A 17,503-nucleotide genomic window follows, 5' to 3' on the forward strand; every position below is an offset into this window, starting at 1 on the left:
ACCATGGAGGTTATATGCAATCGAAGTTTGTACAAAGCATGGGTCTGGCGGCTGTTGTCGCATCTCTGTTCGCTATCCCCACTGCTCACGCAGCTGAAAAGATCGTCAAGATCGACGGCTCCAGCACGGTTTATCCGATTACCGAAGCGGTCGCTGAAGAATTCCAGAAAGCTAAAAAAGGCGCCATCAAGGTTACCGTGGGTATTTCCGGTACTGGCGGCGGTTTCAAGAAGTTCTGCCGTGGTGAGACTGATATTTCCGAAGCTTCCCGCCCTATCCTGAAGAAGGAAATGGATGCCTGTAAGGAAGCTGGCATTCAATACATCGAACTGCCTGTGGCATATGACGCATTGACCGTGGTTGTGAATCCAAAGAATGACTGGATCAAAAGCATTACCGTGGAAGAGCTGAACAAAATGTGGGCACCTGCTGCACAAGGCAGCGTCAAGACCTGGAAGCAAGTGAATGCCACTTGGCCAGACAAGCCTCTGAAGCTGTTTGGCCCAGGTGCTGACTCGGGTACATTCGACTACTTTACCGAAGCTGTGGTTGGCAAGGCCAAGTCCAGCCGTGGTGACTTTACTGCCTCTGAAGATGACAATGTTCTGGTACAAGGCGTATCCAGCGACATCGGCGGCCTGGGTTACTTTGGTTATGCTTACTTTGACGAAAACCGCGACAAACTGCGCGCTGTGCCTATCGTGGCAAAGACTGGCGCTCCAGCTGTCAGCCCATCTCCTGAAACGGTGATGAACGGCACTTACCAGCCATTGTCCCGCCCGCTGTTCATCTATGTGAACGCAACGGCTGGCGCTTTCAAGCCTGAAGTCAAAGAGTTCATCAACTTCTACCTGGCCAATGCTGCTGCCCTGACCAAGGAAGTGAAGTACGTTCCCCTGCCAGCCAGCGAGTACGCTGCCGTGGTTGAACACTGGAAGTCTCTGAAGCCGGGTACTGGCTTTGGTGGTGTGCCAGAAGTGGGCGTGAAGATTCCTGAACTGCTGAGCCGCATCAAGTAATGGCTTGCGACATCGGGCGGCATTATTGCCTGCCCGATGTCGCATCCCTCCCTTCAATTCCGTTACAATGCACGGGTCTAAATCAAGTGAACACGGCTACTCAAGTGCTACCAAATCAGACTGAACTGAAAATCAGTGCACGTTTGGCAAAAAACGTCCGCAGACATTTTGTTGAACGCGTGATTGAATTCCTTCTTATGCTGGCTGCCATGTCGGCAGTAGCAACCACTCTGGCGATTGTCGCCATTCTGCTTTACGAATCCTTAAGCTTTTTTGAACATGTTTCCATTATTGACTTCCTGACGGATACGCAATGGACGCCACTGTTTGAAGATGCGCACTACGGCATTCTGCCTCTGGTTTCCGGCACCCTCACCACCTCGGCTATTGCCTTGCTGGTGGCGATTCCGATTGGCACTGTTGGCGCCATTTACCTGTCCGAGTTTGCTTCGCACAAGACACGCGAAACCGTCAAACCTATCCTGGAACTGCTGGTTGGCGTGCCAACCGTGGTATTTGGCTACTTCGCACTGCTGTTCGTGACACCGTTGCTGCAAAAATTCATCCCCGGCCTACCTGGCTTCAATATGTTGGGCCCAGGTATCGTGATGGGCATCATGATCGTGCCTTATATCAGCTCGGTCGCTGAAGATGCCATGCGCGCCGTACCAATGAGCATGCGTGAAGGTTCCTACGCCATGGGCGCCACGCGCTTTCAGACTGCCATTCGTGTGGTAACACCGGCTGCGATTTCCGGCATTATCGCCGCTTACATTCTGGGTATTTCCCGTGCGGTGGGTGAGACGATGGTGGTAGCACTTGCGGCTGGCCAGCAACCTAACCTGACCTTTAACCCGATGGAAAGCGCATCCACCATCACGGCTTACATCGTGCAGGTTGCCATGGGCGATTTGCCCCACGGCAGCATTGGTTACCAGAGTATTTTTGCTGCAGGTCTGGTGCTGATGTTAATGACCCTGATCTTCAATATTCTGGGCCACCTTACCCGCAAGAAATTCAGAGAGACTTATTAAGCCATGAGTAACCAAGCATCCGTACTGGACAATCTGGAAGAAGTGCGGGCGATGATTCGCCGGCACAAATTCAATGACTACGTATTCTCGATTATCGGCCTGATCGCGCTGATGATCGGCCTCCTCACCCTGTTGACGCTGTTTGTCGACCTGGTGATGGATGGTTACCCACGCTTCACGTTTGAGTTCCTCTCCGAATACCCTTCACGCCGCGCAGCCCATGCCGGCCTGTTGTCGGCCTGGATAGGTTCGCTGCTGGTGATGATCGTGACCTTTCTTTCCGCCGTGCCGATGGGTGTGGCAGCGGGTCTCTATCTGGAAGAATATGCCCCCAAGAACTGGTTCTCTGACCTGATCGAAATCAACGTGACCAACCTGGCGGGTGTACCTTCGATTGTGTATGGTTTGCTGGCACTGGGTCTGTTTGTTTACATCCTGGACCTGGGGCAAAGCATACTGACCGCTGGCCTGACATTAGGTCTGCTGATCCTGCCAGTTGTGATTGTGGCAACACGTGAGGCCGTGCGTGGCATTCCTGTTGCGATTCGCGAAGCAGCCTACGCAGTGGGCGCCACCAAATGGCAAGTCGTGCTGCATCATGTGCTGCACTACTCCTTCGGCGGCATCCTGACCGGCGTGATTATCGGCATGGCTCGCGCACTGGGTGAAACAGCGCCTCTGATTACGATTGGTGCACTGACGTTTATTGCCTTCCTGCCACCATCACCGATTACGGATACGCCACCCTTCCTCAATTTTGAGTGGCTGAGCTCGGGCTTTACCGTGATGCCGATCCAGATGTTCAACTGGCTGTCCCGCCCTGACCATGCATTCCACATGAATGCAGCGGCCACCGGCGCGCTCATCATCGTAGTTACCCTGCTGATGAATGGCACTGCAATCTGGCTGCGCTACCGCATCCGCAAGAATATCAAGTGGTAATCGGGACATTCCCCGCTTACTGGCTGAACAGACTAATTTAAGAATCAGGAAACTAATCAAATGGTGACAACCTCAACTCCGATTAAAGCTGAATCGCGCGATCTGAATTTCTACTACAACGGTGGTCACAAGGCGCTCAAGGGCATCACCATGCCGCTGTATGAGAAGAAGATCACCGCCTTGATCGGCCCATCCGGCTGTGGCAAATCGACATTCCTGCGCTGCTTCAACCGCATGCACGATCTTTACCCTGGCAATCGTTATGACGGCCAGATCATCATGCACCCGGACAATACCAATGTGCTGGCCAATGGCGTAGACCCGATTGAAGTGCGCATGCGCATCAGCATGGTGTTCCAGAAGCCTAACCCCTTCCCCAAGTCCATCTACGAAAACGTGGCTTACGGCCTGCGTGTACGCGGTGAAAACAACAAGCGCGTAGTGGATGACAAGGTAGAAGAAGCACTGAAAGGTGCCGCCCTGTGGGACGAAGTGAAGAACCGCCTACACGATCTGGCATTCAACCTGTCTGGTGGTCAGCAACAGCGTCTGTGCATTGCTCGCGCCTTGGCAACTGATCCTGAAATCATGCTGTTTGACGAGCCGACCTCTGCGCTGGACCCGATTGCGACGGCCAACATCGAAGAACTGATGTCCGAGCTGCGCAACAAGCTGACGATTCTGGTGGTAACACACAACATGCAGCAAGCAGCCCGTGTGTCTGACTACACCGCTTATATGTACCTGGGTGAGTTGATCGAGTACGGCGATACCGACATGATCTTCACCCGCCCTACCCGCAAGGAAACAGAAGACTACATTACCGGCAAGTTCGGTTAATGCCATCCTCTGGTGGCCTGCCAAACAGGCCACTCTTGCAGTGAAAAAGCCCGGGGTAATCCCGGGCTTTTTCATGGGCGCTCACAGGCTCAAGACTGGTGGTAGCGCATGAGCGACAGGTCGTCATGGCGTATTTCCGTCGCCTGCCCGGAAACGAGATGCGTCAGCAACCTAGCTGAACCGCAAGCCATGGTCCAGCCCAAAGTGCCATGGCCGGTATTGAGAAAGAGGTTGGGGATATGGGTTGCACCCACTAGTGGCGTGCCGTCCGGCGTCATGGGGCGCAAACCGGCCCAGAAGCTCCCCTGAGCCGTATCGCCCGCGCCGGGGAATAAATCCTGCACCACCATTTCCAGCGTGGCGCGGCGGCGTGCGCGCAAGCGCGTATCGTAACCGACCACTTCCGCCATGCCACCGACGCGTATGCGTTGGTCAAAGCGCGTCAGTGCAATCTTGTAGGTTTCGTCCAGAATGGTGGACTGCGGGGCAAGGCTGGCATCCAGAATGGGCAGTGTCAGCGAATACCCTTTAACCGGATATACCGGAATCCTGGCGATGTCCTTCAGCAGATCCGCACTGTAAACACCGGCAGCGAGCACGCAGGCATCCGCGCTGATCCGCCCCCGATGGGTATGCACGCTGGCAAAGCGCCCACCTTCTATCTCAAGGGCGCGGACAGTGGAGCCGTATTCAAACTTCACCCCCAGGGACTCTGCCATGGCGGCAAGACGGGTGGTAAACAGGTAACAATCGCCGGTTTCATCGTGCGGCAAGCGCAAACCGCCGCTTAAACGGCTGGCATGTTGCAGCGCAGGTTCAACACTGGCAAGTTCGGCATTGGATAAGAGCTGGAATGGCACGCCAGCCTCATGCAGCACGGCGATATCACGGCCAGCGGCATCCAGCTGCTGCTGGCTACGAAACACCTGCAAGGTGCCGAGCTGGCGGCCTTCATATTCAATCCCGGTATCGCGGCGCAAGGCATCGAGGCAATCGCGGCTATATTCCGCCAGCCGCACCATGCGCTCTTTGTTCTGCTGGTAATGGCGGGCATCGCAGTTGCGCCAGAGTTGCCACAGCCATTGGATCTGCGCCAGTGAGCCATCAGGTTTAAGTGCAAGGGGAGCATGCCGCATAAACATCCACTTCAAGGCTTTGAGTGGAACGCCGGGAGCCGCCCACGGCGAAGCGTAGCCAGGCGAAACCTGACCCGCATTGGCAAAACTGGTTTGCAAGGCGGGGCCCGCTTCACGCTCCAGCAGCGTGACCTGATGCCCAGCCTGCGCCAGATAATAGGCGGTCGTTACCCCGATGACACCCCCGCCAATAACAATCACATGCATACCTAACCCCTGTGGAATCCTCACCCTGATTAGAGCAAGCTTAAGGGCTGGCGATCAATCTATTTTTGCATGTGGGTGATCAGTGCCGCACCAGCCGTTATAGGCAAGCTGCCAGTCTCAGGCCGAAATCAGCTGTTCGTAAAACTGCAGCATGCGTTCGGCCTGGGTGCGCGATGTCCAGCGCTTGGCCGCATATTGCCGGGCGGACTCGCCCAGGCGCTTGCGCTTGACCTCGTCACTGAACAGGCAGCGTACTTTCTCGGCAAACACCTGTTCATCCTCTGGCGCAATCAAGGCGCCCTCGCCTTCGATCAGAATGGATTTGGTACCCAGCTCCGCCAATGCGACCACCGGCGTGCCTTGTGCCATGGCTTCCAGCAGTACCAAGCCCTGGGTTTCGGTTTTGGATGAAAACACAAAGACATCCGCCGCCCGATAACACGCATTGAGTTCTTTCTCGCGATCCAGATAGCCAATGAACTGGATATTGTCCTGCAGGCCCAGCTGTTTGCTCATGGCATGCAAGCTATCCTCTGCCGGGCCTTCTCCGGCAATCACCAGCAAGGCATCGGGCTGTTGCTGACGCAGATGCGTGAGCATGCGGACCAGAAAGGCGATATTTTTCTCAAAGGCCACACGCCCCACAAACAGCGCGACCGGACGGCCCTGGGCGATGCCATATTTAGTGCGAAAGGCTGCGCCATCGGCATCTGCAAAACTATGGGGCTGCAAACCGGTGGGTATCACCTCGGCCGTGCTATTGATGCCATATTGGCGCAGTACATCCAGCATGGGCCGCGAAGGCGCCACAATGGCCTGCACCGCATTGCACTGCTGTCGCGACACCATGCGCGCCAGCCCTTTTGCCATGGCCTTGGGTATCCATGGCAGATAGTGATGCAGATAATCTTCAAAAAAGGTGTGGTAGGTTTCCACGCAAGGCACATCCAGCAAACGCCCCAGCTTCAGCCCCAGGTAGTGGGCCACAAATGGCGTGTGGATATGGATGAGGTCGTAATTCTCGGCGCGCAGTTCCATCAGCTTGTCCAGCGCAGCGCCATATTTCATCAGACGGTCTTCCGGATCAAAATAAATGGTACGCGCGGGGATACGGCGTATCCAGTGCTCATCTTCCGTTTGCACGCCATAGTCCGGGGCGATCAGATGCACCTCATGGCCCAGTTCCTGCAACTGCCCGACAAAAGTCCGGATGGACGTTGACACCCCATTGATACGGGGAAAATACACATCGGAAATAAATAAAATCTTCACATCTGCCTCTCGCAACACGCATATAACGCTTTGTTGGCAAGATACAGAGGATTTATGACGCTTATGTGAATTGCAACGCAGACGTCATATTGCCTGTTTATAATGCAGCCGCTTATCAGGGAATCCCGTCATGAAACGACTCCGCACCTTGCCAGCGCTGCTGCTGGCGTTACCGCTCGCCGCCCATGCTGCGCGCCCCATGATCACCGACGATGCACGGGTGGTGGACCCGCGCAGCTGCCAGCTGGAAACCTGGACCAAACACAATACCAACAGTGACGAATACTGGGCGCTGCCAGGCTGCAATGTCGGCGAAAATCTGGAGCTGACCTACGGCGGCGCCCTGACCCGCGAAGATGGCGACTCGAATACCACCGACGTCATTCTGCAGGCCAAAACCCTGTTCCGCCCGCTCACAACCAACAATTACGGCATCGGCCTGGTAGTGGGGCATGCTCGGCATCCCAGTGTGGATGAGAAATCCAGCATGCTGGGCGATGCCTATGCCTATATGCCTGCCAGTTTCTCACTGGCAAATGATGCGCTGATACTGCATGTGAATCTGGGTTGGCTGCATGAAAAAGCCGAGCACCAGAACAAGCTGACCTGGGGAGTGGGGTCAGAAACGCGGTTGAACGAACGATTGCAGGCCATCGCGGAAGTATTTGGGGATGACCGTGAGCACCCTTTTTACCAAGTAGGCTTGCGCTATTGGCTGGTGCGAGAGCGTGTGCAGATAGACACGACGTATGGTAACCGCATGGACCAGGGCAATGAGGATCGCTGGCTCAGCGTGGGCCTGCGGTTATTAAGCCCCCAGCTCTGGCATTAATTCAGCCAGGCAGCCGGGAGAGTTGAAGCGTTTAGCCTAGCAGAATCAGCAGCCAGACAACCGCGAGATTGATCAGGCTGATCAGTACCGCCGCACTGCCGATATCCTTGGCGCGCTTGGCAAGCATGTGGTTTTCGAGGGAAATGCGATCCACCGTGGCTTCGATGGAAGAATTGAGCAGCTCGACAATCACAACCAGCAACACGCTGGCGATCATGGCAGCCTTGGCAATGCCACTCTCGCCCAGATACAGGGCCAGCGGCACCAGGACAATGGTCATCAGCACTTCCTGACGGAAGGCATCTTCATTGGTATAAGCGGCCTTCAGCCCGGCCATGGAGTAGCCGAATGCATTGATCAGGCGGCGTAATCCGGTTTTTCCCTTGTATGGACTTTCCATGTTGCTTTCCTTAGCGAGCGATCATCAATGATGCGTAACAGACATCAGCGCGGCAGTATAGCAAACCCGAACGCCCGCAAAGGCGTGTCACAATAAAATCATATAATTGTCACAAGGCCATCATGCCCTGAAGCGACATTAGGCAGCATGAAAAGGCACGCAAATCTTGGTAAGGTCTTCTGGCTTTTGCCCCTGGTTTTGCAATCACAGGATGCCAATGCCTGGGGACTGGTCACCCACCTCTACTTTGCCCACTCCCTGCTCTGGGCCATGCCCTTGCTTGACCCGCGTCTGCGTCAGGCCATACAACGTTTTCCCGAACTGGTCATGGCCGGTGCCTGCCTGCCTGATCTGTCGCTAGTGTCTCCTACCTTTAGAGAAACCCACCAGTGGCGCCATGCCTATGGGCTGCTGAGCCGCGCACGCACCGATGAAGAAACCGCCATGGCCATCGGCTATGCCAGCCACCTGTATGTGGATGTCATCGCGCACAATCACTTTGTACCGGCGCACGAAGCCATGTGGATGGAAAACAGCATGATGACGCATATTGCGTCGGAATGGGCGATGGACGCCCACCTGGCGCCTTTGATGGCCCATACGCCGGGCAAACTGCTTGATTGCCATGCTGACGCACTGGCAGCCTTTATTTCCCCCAGCTTTGGCTGTGAGCCACAGCATACCGAGAAAGCCTTACGGCGACTGGGCAAAGCAGACCGCTTGCTGCGATTTTCAAGGCTGCCAGGCATGATCTACCGCAGCATGCGCATGCTGGATAGACGCGTGTTCAAGCACTTTGTGTATTACATCGCCAAGACCCAAACGGCGATTCAGGATATCCATATCGTGCTGCAAGGCATACAGCCGCATTGGGAGGCCGAGCTGCGCCATCTGGATGCAGCGCAGCTGAATGCATGGCGCGCCGCCTGCCGGCAGCATCTGGAACATCTGCACCCTGCTCCCATCACGTATTTCAGCAAACTGGCCGGGGATTAGCCCAGCCATTATCGCTGCGCCCGGGGAGCAGACTATTCCTTGAAGGTAGACCGCAACACCAGCACCGCCGCTTTGCCGAAGCCATAACTGGTGGTCAATACACTGGCAAGCAGGTAAACGGTGAATATCATTGGTGGCGGCTGATTGGGATTATCCAGCACCGGAAAAATCGCCATCAGCAAAAACAGGCTGGAATTGGTAAATGCTCCCACCACCATGGCCCATCGCACAGTCCATGGCAAGTTGACGCGCGCGGCGTATATGCCCAGTATCAGCGCCGTCATCAGCAGAAAATCAATATGCGCCTGCAACAGCCGCGTAAACTTCCCGGCAAAGATCGCTTTCAGCGGGTCTACGCCAAAATTCAAGCCGACCATGCACCAGGCCAGCAAAAGGGCCATCAATAGCCAAAGGCAGGCGCCCCGGAGCAATACGATATTGCCGGCATGTCGTGCATCTTGTTGTTGCATGATGTATCTCGTCCCTGTGCTGTTTTAGATAGCGCAAAGTGTAATCAAGCTTGTTGCGGCATACTTTGCTGCAAAGGATGCAAAACTTGACTGCAACGGAGGTATGGCAATTTACAGACATGCGGAGCATGCTTACCATCTACAGAACATCAACAGGATGAGGTAGCCGAGTGAAACCGCATGACGCTGAGACAGAGAGCCTGCAACCGCCAATGGCCATCCATTTGTCCACCGAAGATATCTCGCCCTGGCACAGGCATGAGTGGCTGAAAGAGATCATCGGCCGGGAATATGCCCATGTTGACATCACCCCACCGCGCAATGTGCCGTTGCTGAATGAGATGGACATCTACACATGGAAGCAACTGCGGCTATCCTGCATCCGCTCCAATGCCATCAAGCTGAAACGCCTGCCGCAAGAGCCCCTGCTTTCCAGTCAGGATGCCTACTTCGGCGTGGTCCTGCTTTCCGGGGAATACATGCTGGAACAAGCGGGGCGCGAGGTATTCCTCAGTCCCGGAGACATGACGATTTACGACGCCACCAGGCCGCACCGTATCACCTGCCCGGGCAGCTTTTCCAAATTGATCATTTCGATTCCCAGAGAGTTAATGCGGCAAAAGCTGGCGGGCGTTGAACATTGTACCGCCATGAAAATCCCGGGAAGCAAGGGCATAGGTGCCGTAGCCGCCGACTTCATGCGTGCCAGCGCAAGTCAGGCAACCGGCATGTCGCAGCTGGCATTTGATGCGCTCTCGGATAATGCGCTCGATCTGTTTTCCCTGGCCTTGCAGGAGATAAGGCCACCCGCCAGCCAGCTATCGCGCAGTCGCTCGCTCTCGCTGTACAACATCAAATCCTGTGTGGAAAAACACTTGGCCCACCCGCAGCTGGATAGTCAGATGATCGCGCAGGCCACCGGGCTGTCTTCCCGCTATATCAACGAATTGCTGGCGGCAGAAGATACCTCTCTCATGCGCCATGTATGGGAACGGCGGCTGGAAAAAACGCATCAGGAGATTCTTGGCGCCCGCCAGACCGGATTGGCAGTATCCGACATTGCGATGAAATGGGGCTTTAACGATTTATCGCATTTCAGCCGCGCATTCAAACGGAAGTTTGGCCTATCACCCCGAGCACTCAAGGCCCAGGCGCAAGCTGCAAAAGCAAAAAGCGACGCATGAGGCGTCGCTTTTTGTGCTTAATTGTTACCGCTAACCGATGCGCTTAAACGATAGCGATGGAGATCATCGCGATGGTGGCGCCAATCGCGGCGCCAGCCAGCACATCGCTAGGGTAATGCAAGCCCAATACCACGCGTGACAAGGCGACCATCAGCGTAAACGGCAACAGCAAGGGCATCAGCGCCGGGTAGTAGAACAGACCCACCGTGCAAAACGCCACGGCATGCAGGGTATGCCCGGAAGGAAAGCTGAAGCGATCCAGCGGCTTGCCAGTCAACCAGATATCCTGATGCACTTCATAAGGACGTGGACGCAGGGTTTTGCCCTTGAGCCATTTGTAAACGCAGGTACCTGTCAGCCCTGCCAGCGCCATGTGCAAGGCGGGCAGAATGCCATCTGCACCGTGACTCAAGACGATGCCGAGCATGACGGTGTACCAGAAAACACCGTCGCCCAGCCGACTGACCAGGCGGAAAAAGAGTCGCACGCCCATAAAGCGCGAGGTGCGATTGGCTCGCACACACAGGCGACTATCCAGTTTGTTGAATCGGTCTATGACCAGATGCATTCTTTGCATGTTGACCTCCACTTCACCGAGGTTAATGATGGTTTAACTTGGTTTTACGTGGGCAAGCATGTCATGCAAGTATGACGGGATGATGACGGTAAATGCGTTAACCATCACCAGTGATGAATGGAAGACGATGCAGCGCTGGCTGAGGCAGCGCCGGAAACAAGCCGACACGCAGCATCACTGCATGTCGGCCAGGCCATGTCTATCAGGCTAACTGGGCTTGTACTACTGTGGCGATCTGCTCGGCCAGGCGCTGCACCAGCGCACCGTCTTCGCCTTCCACCATCACGCGAATTTTGGGTTCGGTACCCGATGGGCGCAACAGCACGCGGCCGCGCCCTTGCAATTGCTGCTCGGCATCTGCCACGGCTTGCTGGATGGCAGGCTGTGCCGCCAGATCCACCTTGCCAGCGACCTTGACATTGATCAGCACCTGCGGATACAGCGTCAGGCCTGCGCCTAGTGTATCCAGACTGCAGCCAGCGGTACGCATGGCATGCAGCACCTGCAAGGCGGCAATGATGCCGTCGCCGCTGCTGTGTTTATCCAGGCAGAGGATATGGCCGGAGTTTTCGCCGCCCAGTTGCCAATCCTGCTCATTCAGCAGTTCCAGCACATAGCGGTCGCCGACCTTGGCGCGCAGGAAAGGAATATCGGCCTTTGCCAGGGCATGTTCCAGCGCCAGGTTGGTCATCAGCGTGCCTACCACGCCCCCGTCCAGACGGCCGCGCTGCTTGCGCTGCATGGCAATGATATACAGCAACTGGTCACCATCCAGCAGGCGGCCCTGGCTATCCACCATCACCACCCGGTCGCCATCGCCATCAAACGCGATGCCCAGATCCGCCTTGTGCTCAATCACCGCACGGCACAAGGCTTGCGGGTGGGTAGAACCACAGTCGAGGTTGATGTTAAGACCATCTGGCTGATAGCCGATGGTGACAATTTCGGCCCCCAGCTCGTGAAACACCGGCGGGGCGACGTGATAGGTCGCGCCATTGGCACAATCCAGCACTATGCGCAGACCGCGCAAGTCCAGCGCGGCAGGAAAGGTGCTCTTGCAGAATTCAATATAGCGGCCCGCAGCATCGGTGATGCGCTTGGCTTTGCCCAGACCTGCCGATGGCATTACCTGCAATGGCTGATCCAGCGCCGCTTCAATTGCCAGCTCAACCTCATCGGGCAGCTTGGTGCCCTCGGCGGAGAAAAACTTGATGCCGTTGTCTTCAAAGGGATTATGCGAGGCCGAGATCACAATGCCCGCCTGCGCGCGCAAGGCACGGGTCAGATACGCCACAGCTGGCGTTGGCATGGGGCCGGTCAGCAATACATCCACGCCCGCAGCAGACAAACCGGCCTGCAAGGCGGACTCCAGCATGTAACCGGAAATCCGCGTGTCTTTACCGATCAATACGGTCGGATGGGCATCCTTTGCCAGGTGACTATCGAGGCCAGTCAGCACCCGTCCAGCGGCGTAGCCCAATCGCATGACAAAATCCGGCGTGATGGGGGCATCCCCTACACGACCACGTATGCCATCGGTACCAAAATATTTTCTTGTCATTCCCTAAACTTTCAAAAAACCTGACGCATGTAAAACGTCATCGTGAAGCATGCTTTGCCGCTAATACCTGTCAGCCACAGCTGAAACATGATCCAGGGCATCAGTCTAGCGGACGGCTGCCACCACTTTCAGCGCTTCCGCGGTGGCTTTGACATCATGCACCCGCACAATGGCAGCCCCTTTCATGGTGGCAATCACGGAGGCCGCCAGACTGGCATACAGACGGGAGTCGACATCCTCACCTGTAATTTTGCCCAGAACAGATTTGCGCGAAAGCCCAACCAGCAAAGGATAGCCCAACGCCTGCAATACCGGTAATTGCTGCAGCAGGGCAATATTATGCACAGTACGCTTGCCGAAACCAAAGCCCGGATCCAGCGTGATGCGCTCGGCTGCTATCCCGGCTGCCTGAGCCGCCTGCAAGCGGCTTTGCAGAAAACCGGCAACCTCAGCCACCACATCATCATATTGCGGTTCCAGTTGCATGGTCTGCGGCGTGCCTTGCATATGCATGAGGCAAACGCCAACATTGCTTGCCGCCACAATCTCGAGCGCATGTGGCTCCTGCAAGGCCCTGACATCATTCACGATATCAGCCCCGGCGGCGATAGCGGCCCGCATGACTTCCGGCTTGTAGGTATCAATCGAAAGCGGCACATCCACGCGCTCTGCCAATTGCTCGATCACCGGCAAGACGCGCTGCAGCTCATCCTCCAGCGAGACTGGCGTTGCCCCTGGGCGGGTGGATTCGCCGCCTATATCCAAGATGTCTGCCCCCTGCTCGACCAGTTCAATGGCATGCGCCACCGCGAGCTCGGTAGAGGAATATTTGCCACCATCCGAAAAAGAGTCAGGCGTGACATTGACGATGCCCATGACATGGGGGCGCGAAAGATCAAGCTGATAACGACCGCAGATAAATTTCATAAGCTAAAAAATAAGAAAGCCATATTCCACTTGCGAAGAATATGGCTTTGACAATGAAGGAAAACTATTCGGACTTGGCCGCAGGCTGTGGTGCAGGTGTTGCAGTTGGGCCAGAGCTGCCAGTATCACTGGTGGTATGGCGGTTCACCGTAGGCAATACCTTGGGTGGGCGTGGTGCATTACCCGCCATGATGTCATTGATCTGCTCGGCATCAATGGTTTCCCACTCCAGCAACGCGGCTGTCATGGCTTCTACCTTGTCGCGATTGTCTTCCAGCAGCTTGCGTGCAACCGCATATTGCTCGTCCAGAATACGACGGATTTCAGCATCCACCTTTTGTTGCGTGGCTTCAGAAACCGTTTTGGCGGACATGCGGCCAAACATGGAATCCTGATCGTTATCCACGTACACCATGGTGCCCAGGGTATCGGACATACCGAAGCGCGTCACCATGTCACGGGCCATCTTGGTGGCACGCTCAAAGTCATTCGACGCACCAGTGGACATCTGATGCATGAAGATTTCTTCTGCAATCCGGCCACCAAACAGGATGGAAATTTCTTCCAGCATCTTGTCCTTGTAGTTGCTGATGCGGTCATGCTCTGGCAGCTGCCAGGTCAAGCCCAGCGCCCAGCCACGCGGCATGATGGTGACTTTGTGCACCGGGTCAGCTTTGGGCAGCAACTTGGCTACCACCGCATGGCCGGACTCGTGATAAGCGGTGTTGCGACGCTCTTCTTCACGCATGACCATAGACTTGCGTTCGGGACCCATGAAAATCTTGTCCTTGGCATCTTCAAAGTCCTGCATATCTACCGTGCGCTTGTTACGGCGCGCGGCAAACAAGGCAGCTTCGTTCACCAGATTGGCAAGATCCGCACCGGAGAAACCAGGGGTACCACGGGCAATGATATCGGCCTTTACATCCGCATCAATCGGCACTTTGCGCATATGCACCAGCAGGATCTGCTCGCGACCACGAATATCCGGCAGCCCCACCATAACCTGACGGTCAAAGCGGCCTGGACGCAGCAATGCCTTGTCCAGCACATCCGCACGGTTGGTCGCGGCAATCACGATCACGCCCGAGTTAGGCTCAAAGCCATCCATCTCGACCAGCATCTGGTTAAGTGTCTGCTCGCGCTCATCGTTACCACCGCCGGTACCGGCGCCACGATGACGACCTACGGCATCAATTTCATCAATAAAGATGATGCAAGGAGCAGCTTTCTTGGCTTGCTCAAACATATCACGCACACGGGCCGCACCCACACCAACAAACATCTCGACGAAATCGGAACCAGAGATAGTAAAGAATGGCACTTTGGCTTCACCGGCAATGGCCTTGGCCAGCAAGGTTTTACCAGTACCAGGAGGGCCCACCATCAATACGCCACGGGGAATACGGCCACCCAGTTTCTGAAACTTGGTAGGATCACGCAGGAACTCAACCAGCTCGGAAACTTCCTCCTTGGCTTCATCGCAACCTGCAACATCGGCGAAGGTGGTCTGGTTGGAGGCTTCATCCAGCTGGCGCGCCTTGCTCTTGCCGAAAGAGAAAGCACCGCCTTTGCCACCGCCTTGCATCTGGCGCATGAAGAACACCCAGACGCCTATCAGCAGCAGCATGGGGAACCATGACACGAAAATATTCATGAGCAACGATGGCTCTTCATCCGGCTTGGCTTCAACCGTGACGTTATTCTTCAGCAGATCGGACACCAGCCATGGATCAGAAGGCGCATAAGTATTGAATTTGCGGCCTTCGTTGGTGACACCGCGCAATACGCGGCCTTCAATCGTCACTTTGGCAATCTGGCCCTGTTTAACCTGGTCGATGAATTGCGAGTAGACAACCTGACTGTCTGCAGTGGTCTTGGAGCCGAACTGGTTGAAGACAGTCATGAGCACCAGGGCGACAATCACCCAAATTGCAATATTCTTGACGATGTTGTTCAAAATCACATCCTTAACTAATAAAGGCAGCAAACTTCATTCTAAACCTATTTTGATCGCTTGCGCAGGCGCCAATCAATCGGCTTTGCGCTTCAATCCGAGCAAATAGACTTCACTGCTACGATCACGAGAGGCCTTTGGTTTTCGGGTCACCACCTTATCGAAACCGAGTCGCATGGTTTTCATGATCTCGTCAAACCCCGAACCGATGAAAACTTTGACCAGAAAATTACCACCCGGTTTCAGCCATTTCAGGCTAAATTCCAGGGCAAGTTCCGTCAAATAAGCCGCATTCGCCTGATCGACAGAACTTATACCGGATATATTTGGGGCCATGTCGGCAATTACAAGGTCTATGGGACGATTATTTAATTTTTCTTCCAGTTGCAACAGCACAGCGTCTTCACGGAAATCGCCCTGGATAAAGTCCACACCCGGGATAGCGGCCATTTCCAGCAAGTCCAGCGCAATGATGCGGCCCTGCCCTTTCAAACGCTGCACCGCCACTTGTGACCAGCTGCCAGGGGTTGCCCCGAGGTCAACGATGGTCATGCCAGGCTTGATCAACTGATCCTTGTCATCGATTTCCATGAGCTTGTAGGCCGCGCGTGCCCGATAACCGTCACGTTGTGCCCGTTTCACGAACTCGTCGTTGACATGTTCCTGCATCCAGCCCTTGCTGGTTCTGGTTCTTTTCATGGTGTAAGCATAGTACTTCTTGGTAGGAATGATGGCATGTGATAGACTGCGGGCCTTTTTGAATCAAAGGGATACCCTCTGGATGGAGCGTGTATTCCGCCAACATCACGAGATGATATGCCTGAACTGAACTCCAAACAAATTAGCCATCTGCGCGCATTGGGTCACAACCTGAACCCGGTTGTGATGATAGGCAACAATGGCCTGACTGACACCGTCCTCAAGGAAATCGAAGTCAGCCTCAAGGCGCATGAGTTGATCAAGATCAAGGTATTCGGGGATGATCGGGCAGCCCGCGTCAGCATGCTGCAAGAAATCTGCGAAAAAACCCATGCCACCGCCATCCATCATATCGGCAAGCAACTGGTGATCTATCGCCAGGGCGAAAATCCGAAAATCAGCTTCGCCTGATTAGCCGAAACACAAAGGCCGGGGATTACTCTCTGGCCTTCAACACCAGTACCAGGCCCAGCAGACTTTCAATCAGGTAAGCAATACTGGCAATGCCATGCCATGCTTTGAAACGGCTGGCAAAAATGCTGTGCATGACATCTGCCGGCATGGCTTGCGCCTTCAATTGGGCAATCAGCGGCTGGATACCAAAGTGGCCGAACAGGGTCAATATCAGCATCACAACCACCGCCCAGAAAAAACCTTGCTTGAGCGCAGTGGTACCAAAGTTCGCAAGACGGTGGATCAACAGATAAAACGCACTGCCCACCCCGATGTAAGCCACCAGCGTGAACATTTTGCCGGCAAGGCTACCCGCCAGCTGACGATCTGATAAGGCGCTGAATAGCGTGGGGGCTACCAGATAGCCGACTGCCCATAAGGCGCCTACCCACAGGGTAATCACCAGCAATGCAAGCTTGTCTGACCAGGCACCCATCTAGCGCTCCCGCCCCTTAAATGTATTGAACATCCAGCACTTCGTAAGAGCGCAAACCACCAGGTGCCATCACTTCAGCAACATCGCCTGCGGTCTTGCCGATCAAACCACGGGCAATGGGGGAGCCGATGGAAATCTTGCCCTTCTTGATATCCGCTTCGTCATCACCCACGATCTGGTAGGTGGATACATCGCCGTTATCCAGGTCTTCCACTTCAACGGTAGCGCCAAATACGCAACGACCTTCCGCATTCAGCGTCTTGGGATCAATAACCATGGCGTTCGACAGCTTGGCTTCGATCTCGGCAATACGACCTTCAATAAAGCTTTGACGCTCTTTGGCGGCATCGTATTCCGCATTTTCCGACAAATCGCCCTGGGCACGCGCTTCGGCAATTGCCTGAATCACATTGGGACGGTCAACGCTGCGAAGGCGTTGCAACTCCTGCTTGAGCAGTTCCGCGCCGTTTACTGTAATTGGGATTTGATTCATATTCTTTTCTCTACCATTGCAAACTATAAAACAAAAACCACACCTTCAGCCTGGAGGCGAAGGCGTGG

At 55.0% G+C, this 17,503-nt stretch carries 19 protein-coding genes; 8 read left to right on the forward strand and 11 right to left on the reverse strand.

Going from position 1 to position 17,503, the window contains the following annotated elements; all coding sequences use genetic code 11:
* Nucleotides 1-14: 14 nt before the first annotated feature.
* The 4 genes from MPQ_RS09155 (at nt 15) to pstB (ending at nt 3,835) form a co-directional block, all read left to right on the forward strand.
* On the forward strand, nt 15-1,019 hold the full coding sequence (locus MPQ_RS09155) for a PstS family phosphate ABC transporter substrate-binding protein (RefSeq protein WP_013442644.1): 1,005 nt from the start codon (nt 15-17) through the stop codon (nt 1,017-1,019).
* 86 nt (nt 1,020-1,105) lie between these two features.
* The gene (pstC, locus tag MPQ_RS09160) at nt 1,106-2,053 is read left to right on the forward strand and encodes a phosphate ABC transporter permease subunit PstC (protein ID WP_049821897.1); all 948 of its coding nucleotides are present in this window, start codon (nt 1,106-1,108) and stop codon (nt 2,051-2,053) included.
* Nucleotides 2,054-2,056: 3 nt separating this feature from the next.
* Nucleotides 2,057-2,995: a phosphate ABC transporter permease PstA gene (gene pstA, locus MPQ_RS09165; protein ID WP_013442646.1), complete on the forward strand. Its 939-nt coding sequence runs from the start codon at nt 2,057-2,059 to the stop codon at nt 2,993-2,995.
* A gap of 60 nt (nt 2,996-3,055) precedes the next feature.
* On the forward strand, nt 3,056-3,835 hold the full coding sequence (gene pstB, locus MPQ_RS09170; protein WP_013442647.1) for a phosphate ABC transporter ATP-binding protein PstB: 780 nt from the start codon (nt 3,056-3,058) through the stop codon (nt 3,833-3,835).
* 89 nt (nt 3,836-3,924) lie between these two features.
* Here pstB and MPQ_RS09175 read toward each other — a convergent pair whose 3' ends face one another.
* Nucleotides 3,925-5,178, reverse strand: a complete 1,254-nt coding sequence (locus tag MPQ_RS09175; RefSeq protein WP_013442648.1) for a D-amino acid dehydrogenase — start codon at nt 5,176-5,178, stop codon at nt 3,925-3,927.
* Between the two features lie 117 nt (nt 5,179-5,295).
* Complete coding sequence (locus MPQ_RS09180; protein ID WP_041362244.1) at nt 5,296-6,450, reverse strand: glycosyltransferase; 1,155 nt, start codon at nt 6,448-6,450, stop codon at nt 5,296-5,298.
* Nucleotides 6,451-6,580: 130 nt separating this feature from the next.
* Here MPQ_RS09180 and MPQ_RS09185 point away from each other — a divergent pair, with 130 nt between their 5' ends.
* Nucleotides 6,581-7,282 (forward strand): hypothetical protein, encoded by a 702-nt coding sequence (locus tag MPQ_RS09185; protein ID WP_013442650.1) that lies wholly within the window; start codon nt 6,581-6,583, stop codon nt 7,280-7,282.
* A gap of 31 nt (nt 7,283-7,313) precedes the next feature.
* Here the strand turns inward: MPQ_RS09185 and MPQ_RS09190 are convergent, their stop codons facing one another.
* Complete coding sequence (locus MPQ_RS09190; RefSeq protein WP_013442651.1) at nt 7,314-7,682, reverse strand: diacylglycerol kinase; 369 nt, start codon at nt 7,680-7,682, stop codon at nt 7,314-7,316.
* Nucleotides 7,683-7,829: 147 nt separating this feature from the next.
* Here MPQ_RS09190 and MPQ_RS09195 point away from each other — a divergent pair, with 147 nt between their 5' ends.
* Complete coding sequence (locus MPQ_RS09195; RefSeq protein WP_013442652.1) at nt 7,830-8,678, forward strand: zinc dependent phospholipase C family protein; 849 nt, start codon at nt 7,830-7,832, stop codon at nt 8,676-8,678.
* A gap of 32 nt (nt 8,679-8,710) precedes the next feature.
* Here the strand turns inward: MPQ_RS09195 and MPQ_RS09200 are convergent, their stop codons facing one another.
* A complete protein-coding gene (locus MPQ_RS09200) occupies nt 8,711-9,148 on the reverse strand; it encodes a hypothetical protein (RefSeq protein ID WP_041362246.1) in 438 nt (145 codons plus the stop codon).
* A 212-nt stretch (nt 9,149-9,360) separates the two neighbouring features.
* Between MPQ_RS09200 and MPQ_RS09205 the strand changes: the two genes are divergently transcribed.
* A complete protein-coding gene (locus MPQ_RS09205; protein ID WP_013442654.1) occupies nt 9,361-10,332 on the forward strand; it encodes a helix-turn-helix domain-containing protein in 972 nt (323 codons plus the stop codon).
* 43 nt (nt 10,333-10,375) lie between these two features.
* Here the strand turns inward: MPQ_RS09205 and MPQ_RS09210 are convergent, their stop codons facing one another.
* From MPQ_RS09210 to MPQ_RS09230, 5 genes are all read right to left on the reverse strand, one after another.
* A complete protein-coding gene (locus tag MPQ_RS09210; protein ID WP_015830484.1) occupies nt 10,376-10,909 on the reverse strand; it encodes a phosphatase PAP2 family protein in 534 nt (177 codons plus the stop codon).
* 202 nt (nt 10,910-11,111) lie between these two features.
* A complete protein-coding gene (glmM, locus tag MPQ_RS09215; RefSeq protein ID WP_013442656.1) occupies nt 11,112-12,470 on the reverse strand; it encodes a phosphoglucosamine mutase in 1,359 nt (452 codons plus the stop codon).
* Nucleotides 12,471-12,575: 105 nt separating this feature from the next.
* Nucleotides 12,576-13,397 carry a dihydropteroate synthase gene (gene folP, locus MPQ_RS09220; protein ID WP_013442657.1) on the reverse strand — a complete coding sequence of 274 codons (822 nt, stop codon included), beginning with the start codon at nt 13,395-13,397 and terminating at the stop codon, nt 12,576-12,578.
* A 64-nt stretch (nt 13,398-13,461) separates the two neighbouring features.
* Nucleotides 13,462-15,357, reverse strand: a complete 1,896-nt coding sequence (gene ftsH / locus MPQ_RS09225) for an ATP-dependent zinc metalloprotease FtsH (RefSeq protein ID WP_013442658.1) — start codon at nt 15,355-15,357, stop codon at nt 13,462-13,464.
* 72 nt (nt 15,358-15,429) lie between these two features.
* Nucleotides 15,430-16,053 carry an RlmE family RNA methyltransferase gene (locus tag MPQ_RS09230; protein WP_041362249.1) on the reverse strand — a complete coding sequence of 208 codons (624 nt, stop codon included), beginning with the start codon at nt 16,051-16,053 and terminating at the stop codon, nt 15,430-15,432.
* A 117-nt stretch (nt 16,054-16,170) separates the two neighbouring features.
* On the opposite strand from MPQ_RS09230, the gene yhbY reads away from it, so the two are divergent.
* The gene (gene yhbY, locus MPQ_RS09235; protein ID WP_013442660.1) at nt 16,171-16,464 is read left to right on the forward strand and encodes a ribosome assembly RNA-binding protein YhbY; all 294 of its coding nucleotides are present in this window, start codon (nt 16,171-16,173) and stop codon (nt 16,462-16,464) included.
* A 25-nt stretch (nt 16,465-16,489) separates the two neighbouring features.
* Here the strand turns inward: yhbY and MPQ_RS09240 are convergent, their stop codons facing one another.
* Both MPQ_RS09240 and greA read right to left on the reverse strand, forming a co-directional pair.
* Nucleotides 16,490-16,942 (reverse strand): DUF4149 domain-containing protein, encoded by a 453-nt coding sequence (locus tag MPQ_RS09240; RefSeq protein WP_013442661.1) that lies wholly within the window; start codon nt 16,940-16,942, stop codon nt 16,490-16,492.
* A gap of 16 nt (nt 16,943-16,958) precedes the next feature.
* The gene (greA, locus tag MPQ_RS09245) at nt 16,959-17,435 is read right to left on the reverse strand and encodes a transcription elongation factor GreA (protein WP_013442662.1); all 477 of its coding nucleotides are present in this window, start codon (nt 17,433-17,435) and stop codon (nt 16,959-16,961) included.
* Nucleotides 17,436-17,503 lie beyond the last annotated feature (68 nt).

Origin of the sequence: Methylovorus sp. MP688 (assembly GCF_000183115.1) — a bacterium.
GTDB lineage: Bacteria > Pseudomonadota > Gammaproteobacteria > Burkholderiales > Methylophilaceae > Methylovorus > Methylovorus glucosotrophus.

What these genes read in the sequence shown, in the direction of transcription:
- MPQ_RS09155 (WP_013442644.1), top strand. Translation starts at nt 15, where the DNA reads ATGCAATCGAAGTTTGTACAAAGCATGGGTCTGGCGGCTGTTGTCGCA.
- pstA (WP_013442646.1), top strand. Translation starts at nt 2,057, where the DNA reads ATGAGTAACCAAGCATCCGTACTGGACAATCTGGAAGAAGTGCGGGCG.
- pstB (WP_013442647.1), top strand. Translation starts at nt 3,056, where the DNA reads ATGGTGACAACCTCAACTCCGATTAAAGCTGAATCGCGCGATCTGAAT.
- MPQ_RS09175 (WP_013442648.1), bottom strand. Translation starts at nt 5,178, where the DNA reads ATGCATGTGATTGTTATTGGCGGGGGTGTCATCGGGGTAACGACCGCC.
- MPQ_RS09185 (WP_013442650.1), top strand. Translation starts at nt 6,581, where the DNA reads ATGAAACGACTCCGCACCTTGCCAGCGCTGCTGCTGGCGTTACCGCTC.
- MPQ_RS09190 (WP_013442651.1), bottom strand. Translation starts at nt 7,682, where the DNA reads ATGGAAAGTCCATACAAGGGAAAAACCGGATTACGCCGCCTGATCAAT.
- MPQ_RS09195 (WP_013442652.1), top strand. Translation starts at nt 7,830, where the DNA reads ATGAAAAGGCACGCAAATCTTGGTAAGGTCTTCTGGCTTTTGCCCCTG.
- MPQ_RS09200 (WP_041362246.1), bottom strand. Translation starts at nt 9,148, where the DNA reads ATGCAACAACAAGATGCACGACATGCCGGCAATATCGTATTGCTCCGG.
- MPQ_RS09205 (WP_013442654.1), top strand. Translation starts at nt 9,361, where the DNA reads ATGGCCATCCATTTGTCCACCGAAGATATCTCGCCCTGGCACAGGCAT.
- MPQ_RS09210 (WP_015830484.1), bottom strand. Translation starts at nt 10,909, where the DNA reads ATGCAAAGAATGCATCTGGTCATAGACCGATTCAACAAACTGGATAGT.
- glmM (WP_013442656.1), bottom strand. Translation starts at nt 12,470, where the DNA reads ATGACAAGAAAATATTTTGGTACCGATGGCATACGTGGTCGTGTAGGG.
- folP (WP_013442657.1), bottom strand. Translation starts at nt 13,397, where the DNA reads ATGAAATTTATCTGCGGTCGTTATCAGCTTGATCTTTCGCGCCCCCAT.
- MPQ_RS09230 (WP_041362249.1), bottom strand. Translation starts at nt 16,053, where the DNA reads ATGAAAAGAACCAGAACCAGCAAGGGCTGGATGCAGGAACATGTCAAC.
- yhbY (WP_013442660.1), top strand. Translation starts at nt 16,171, where the DNA reads ATGCCTGAACTGAACTCCAAACAAATTAGCCATCTGCGCGCATTGGGT.
- MPQ_RS09240 (WP_013442661.1), bottom strand. Translation starts at nt 16,942, where the DNA reads ATGGGTGCCTGGTCAGACAAGCTTGCATTGCTGGTGATTACCCTGTGG.
- greA (WP_013442662.1), bottom strand. Translation starts at nt 17,435, where the DNA reads ATGAATCAAATCCCAATTACAGTAAACGGCGCGGAACTGCTCAAGCAG.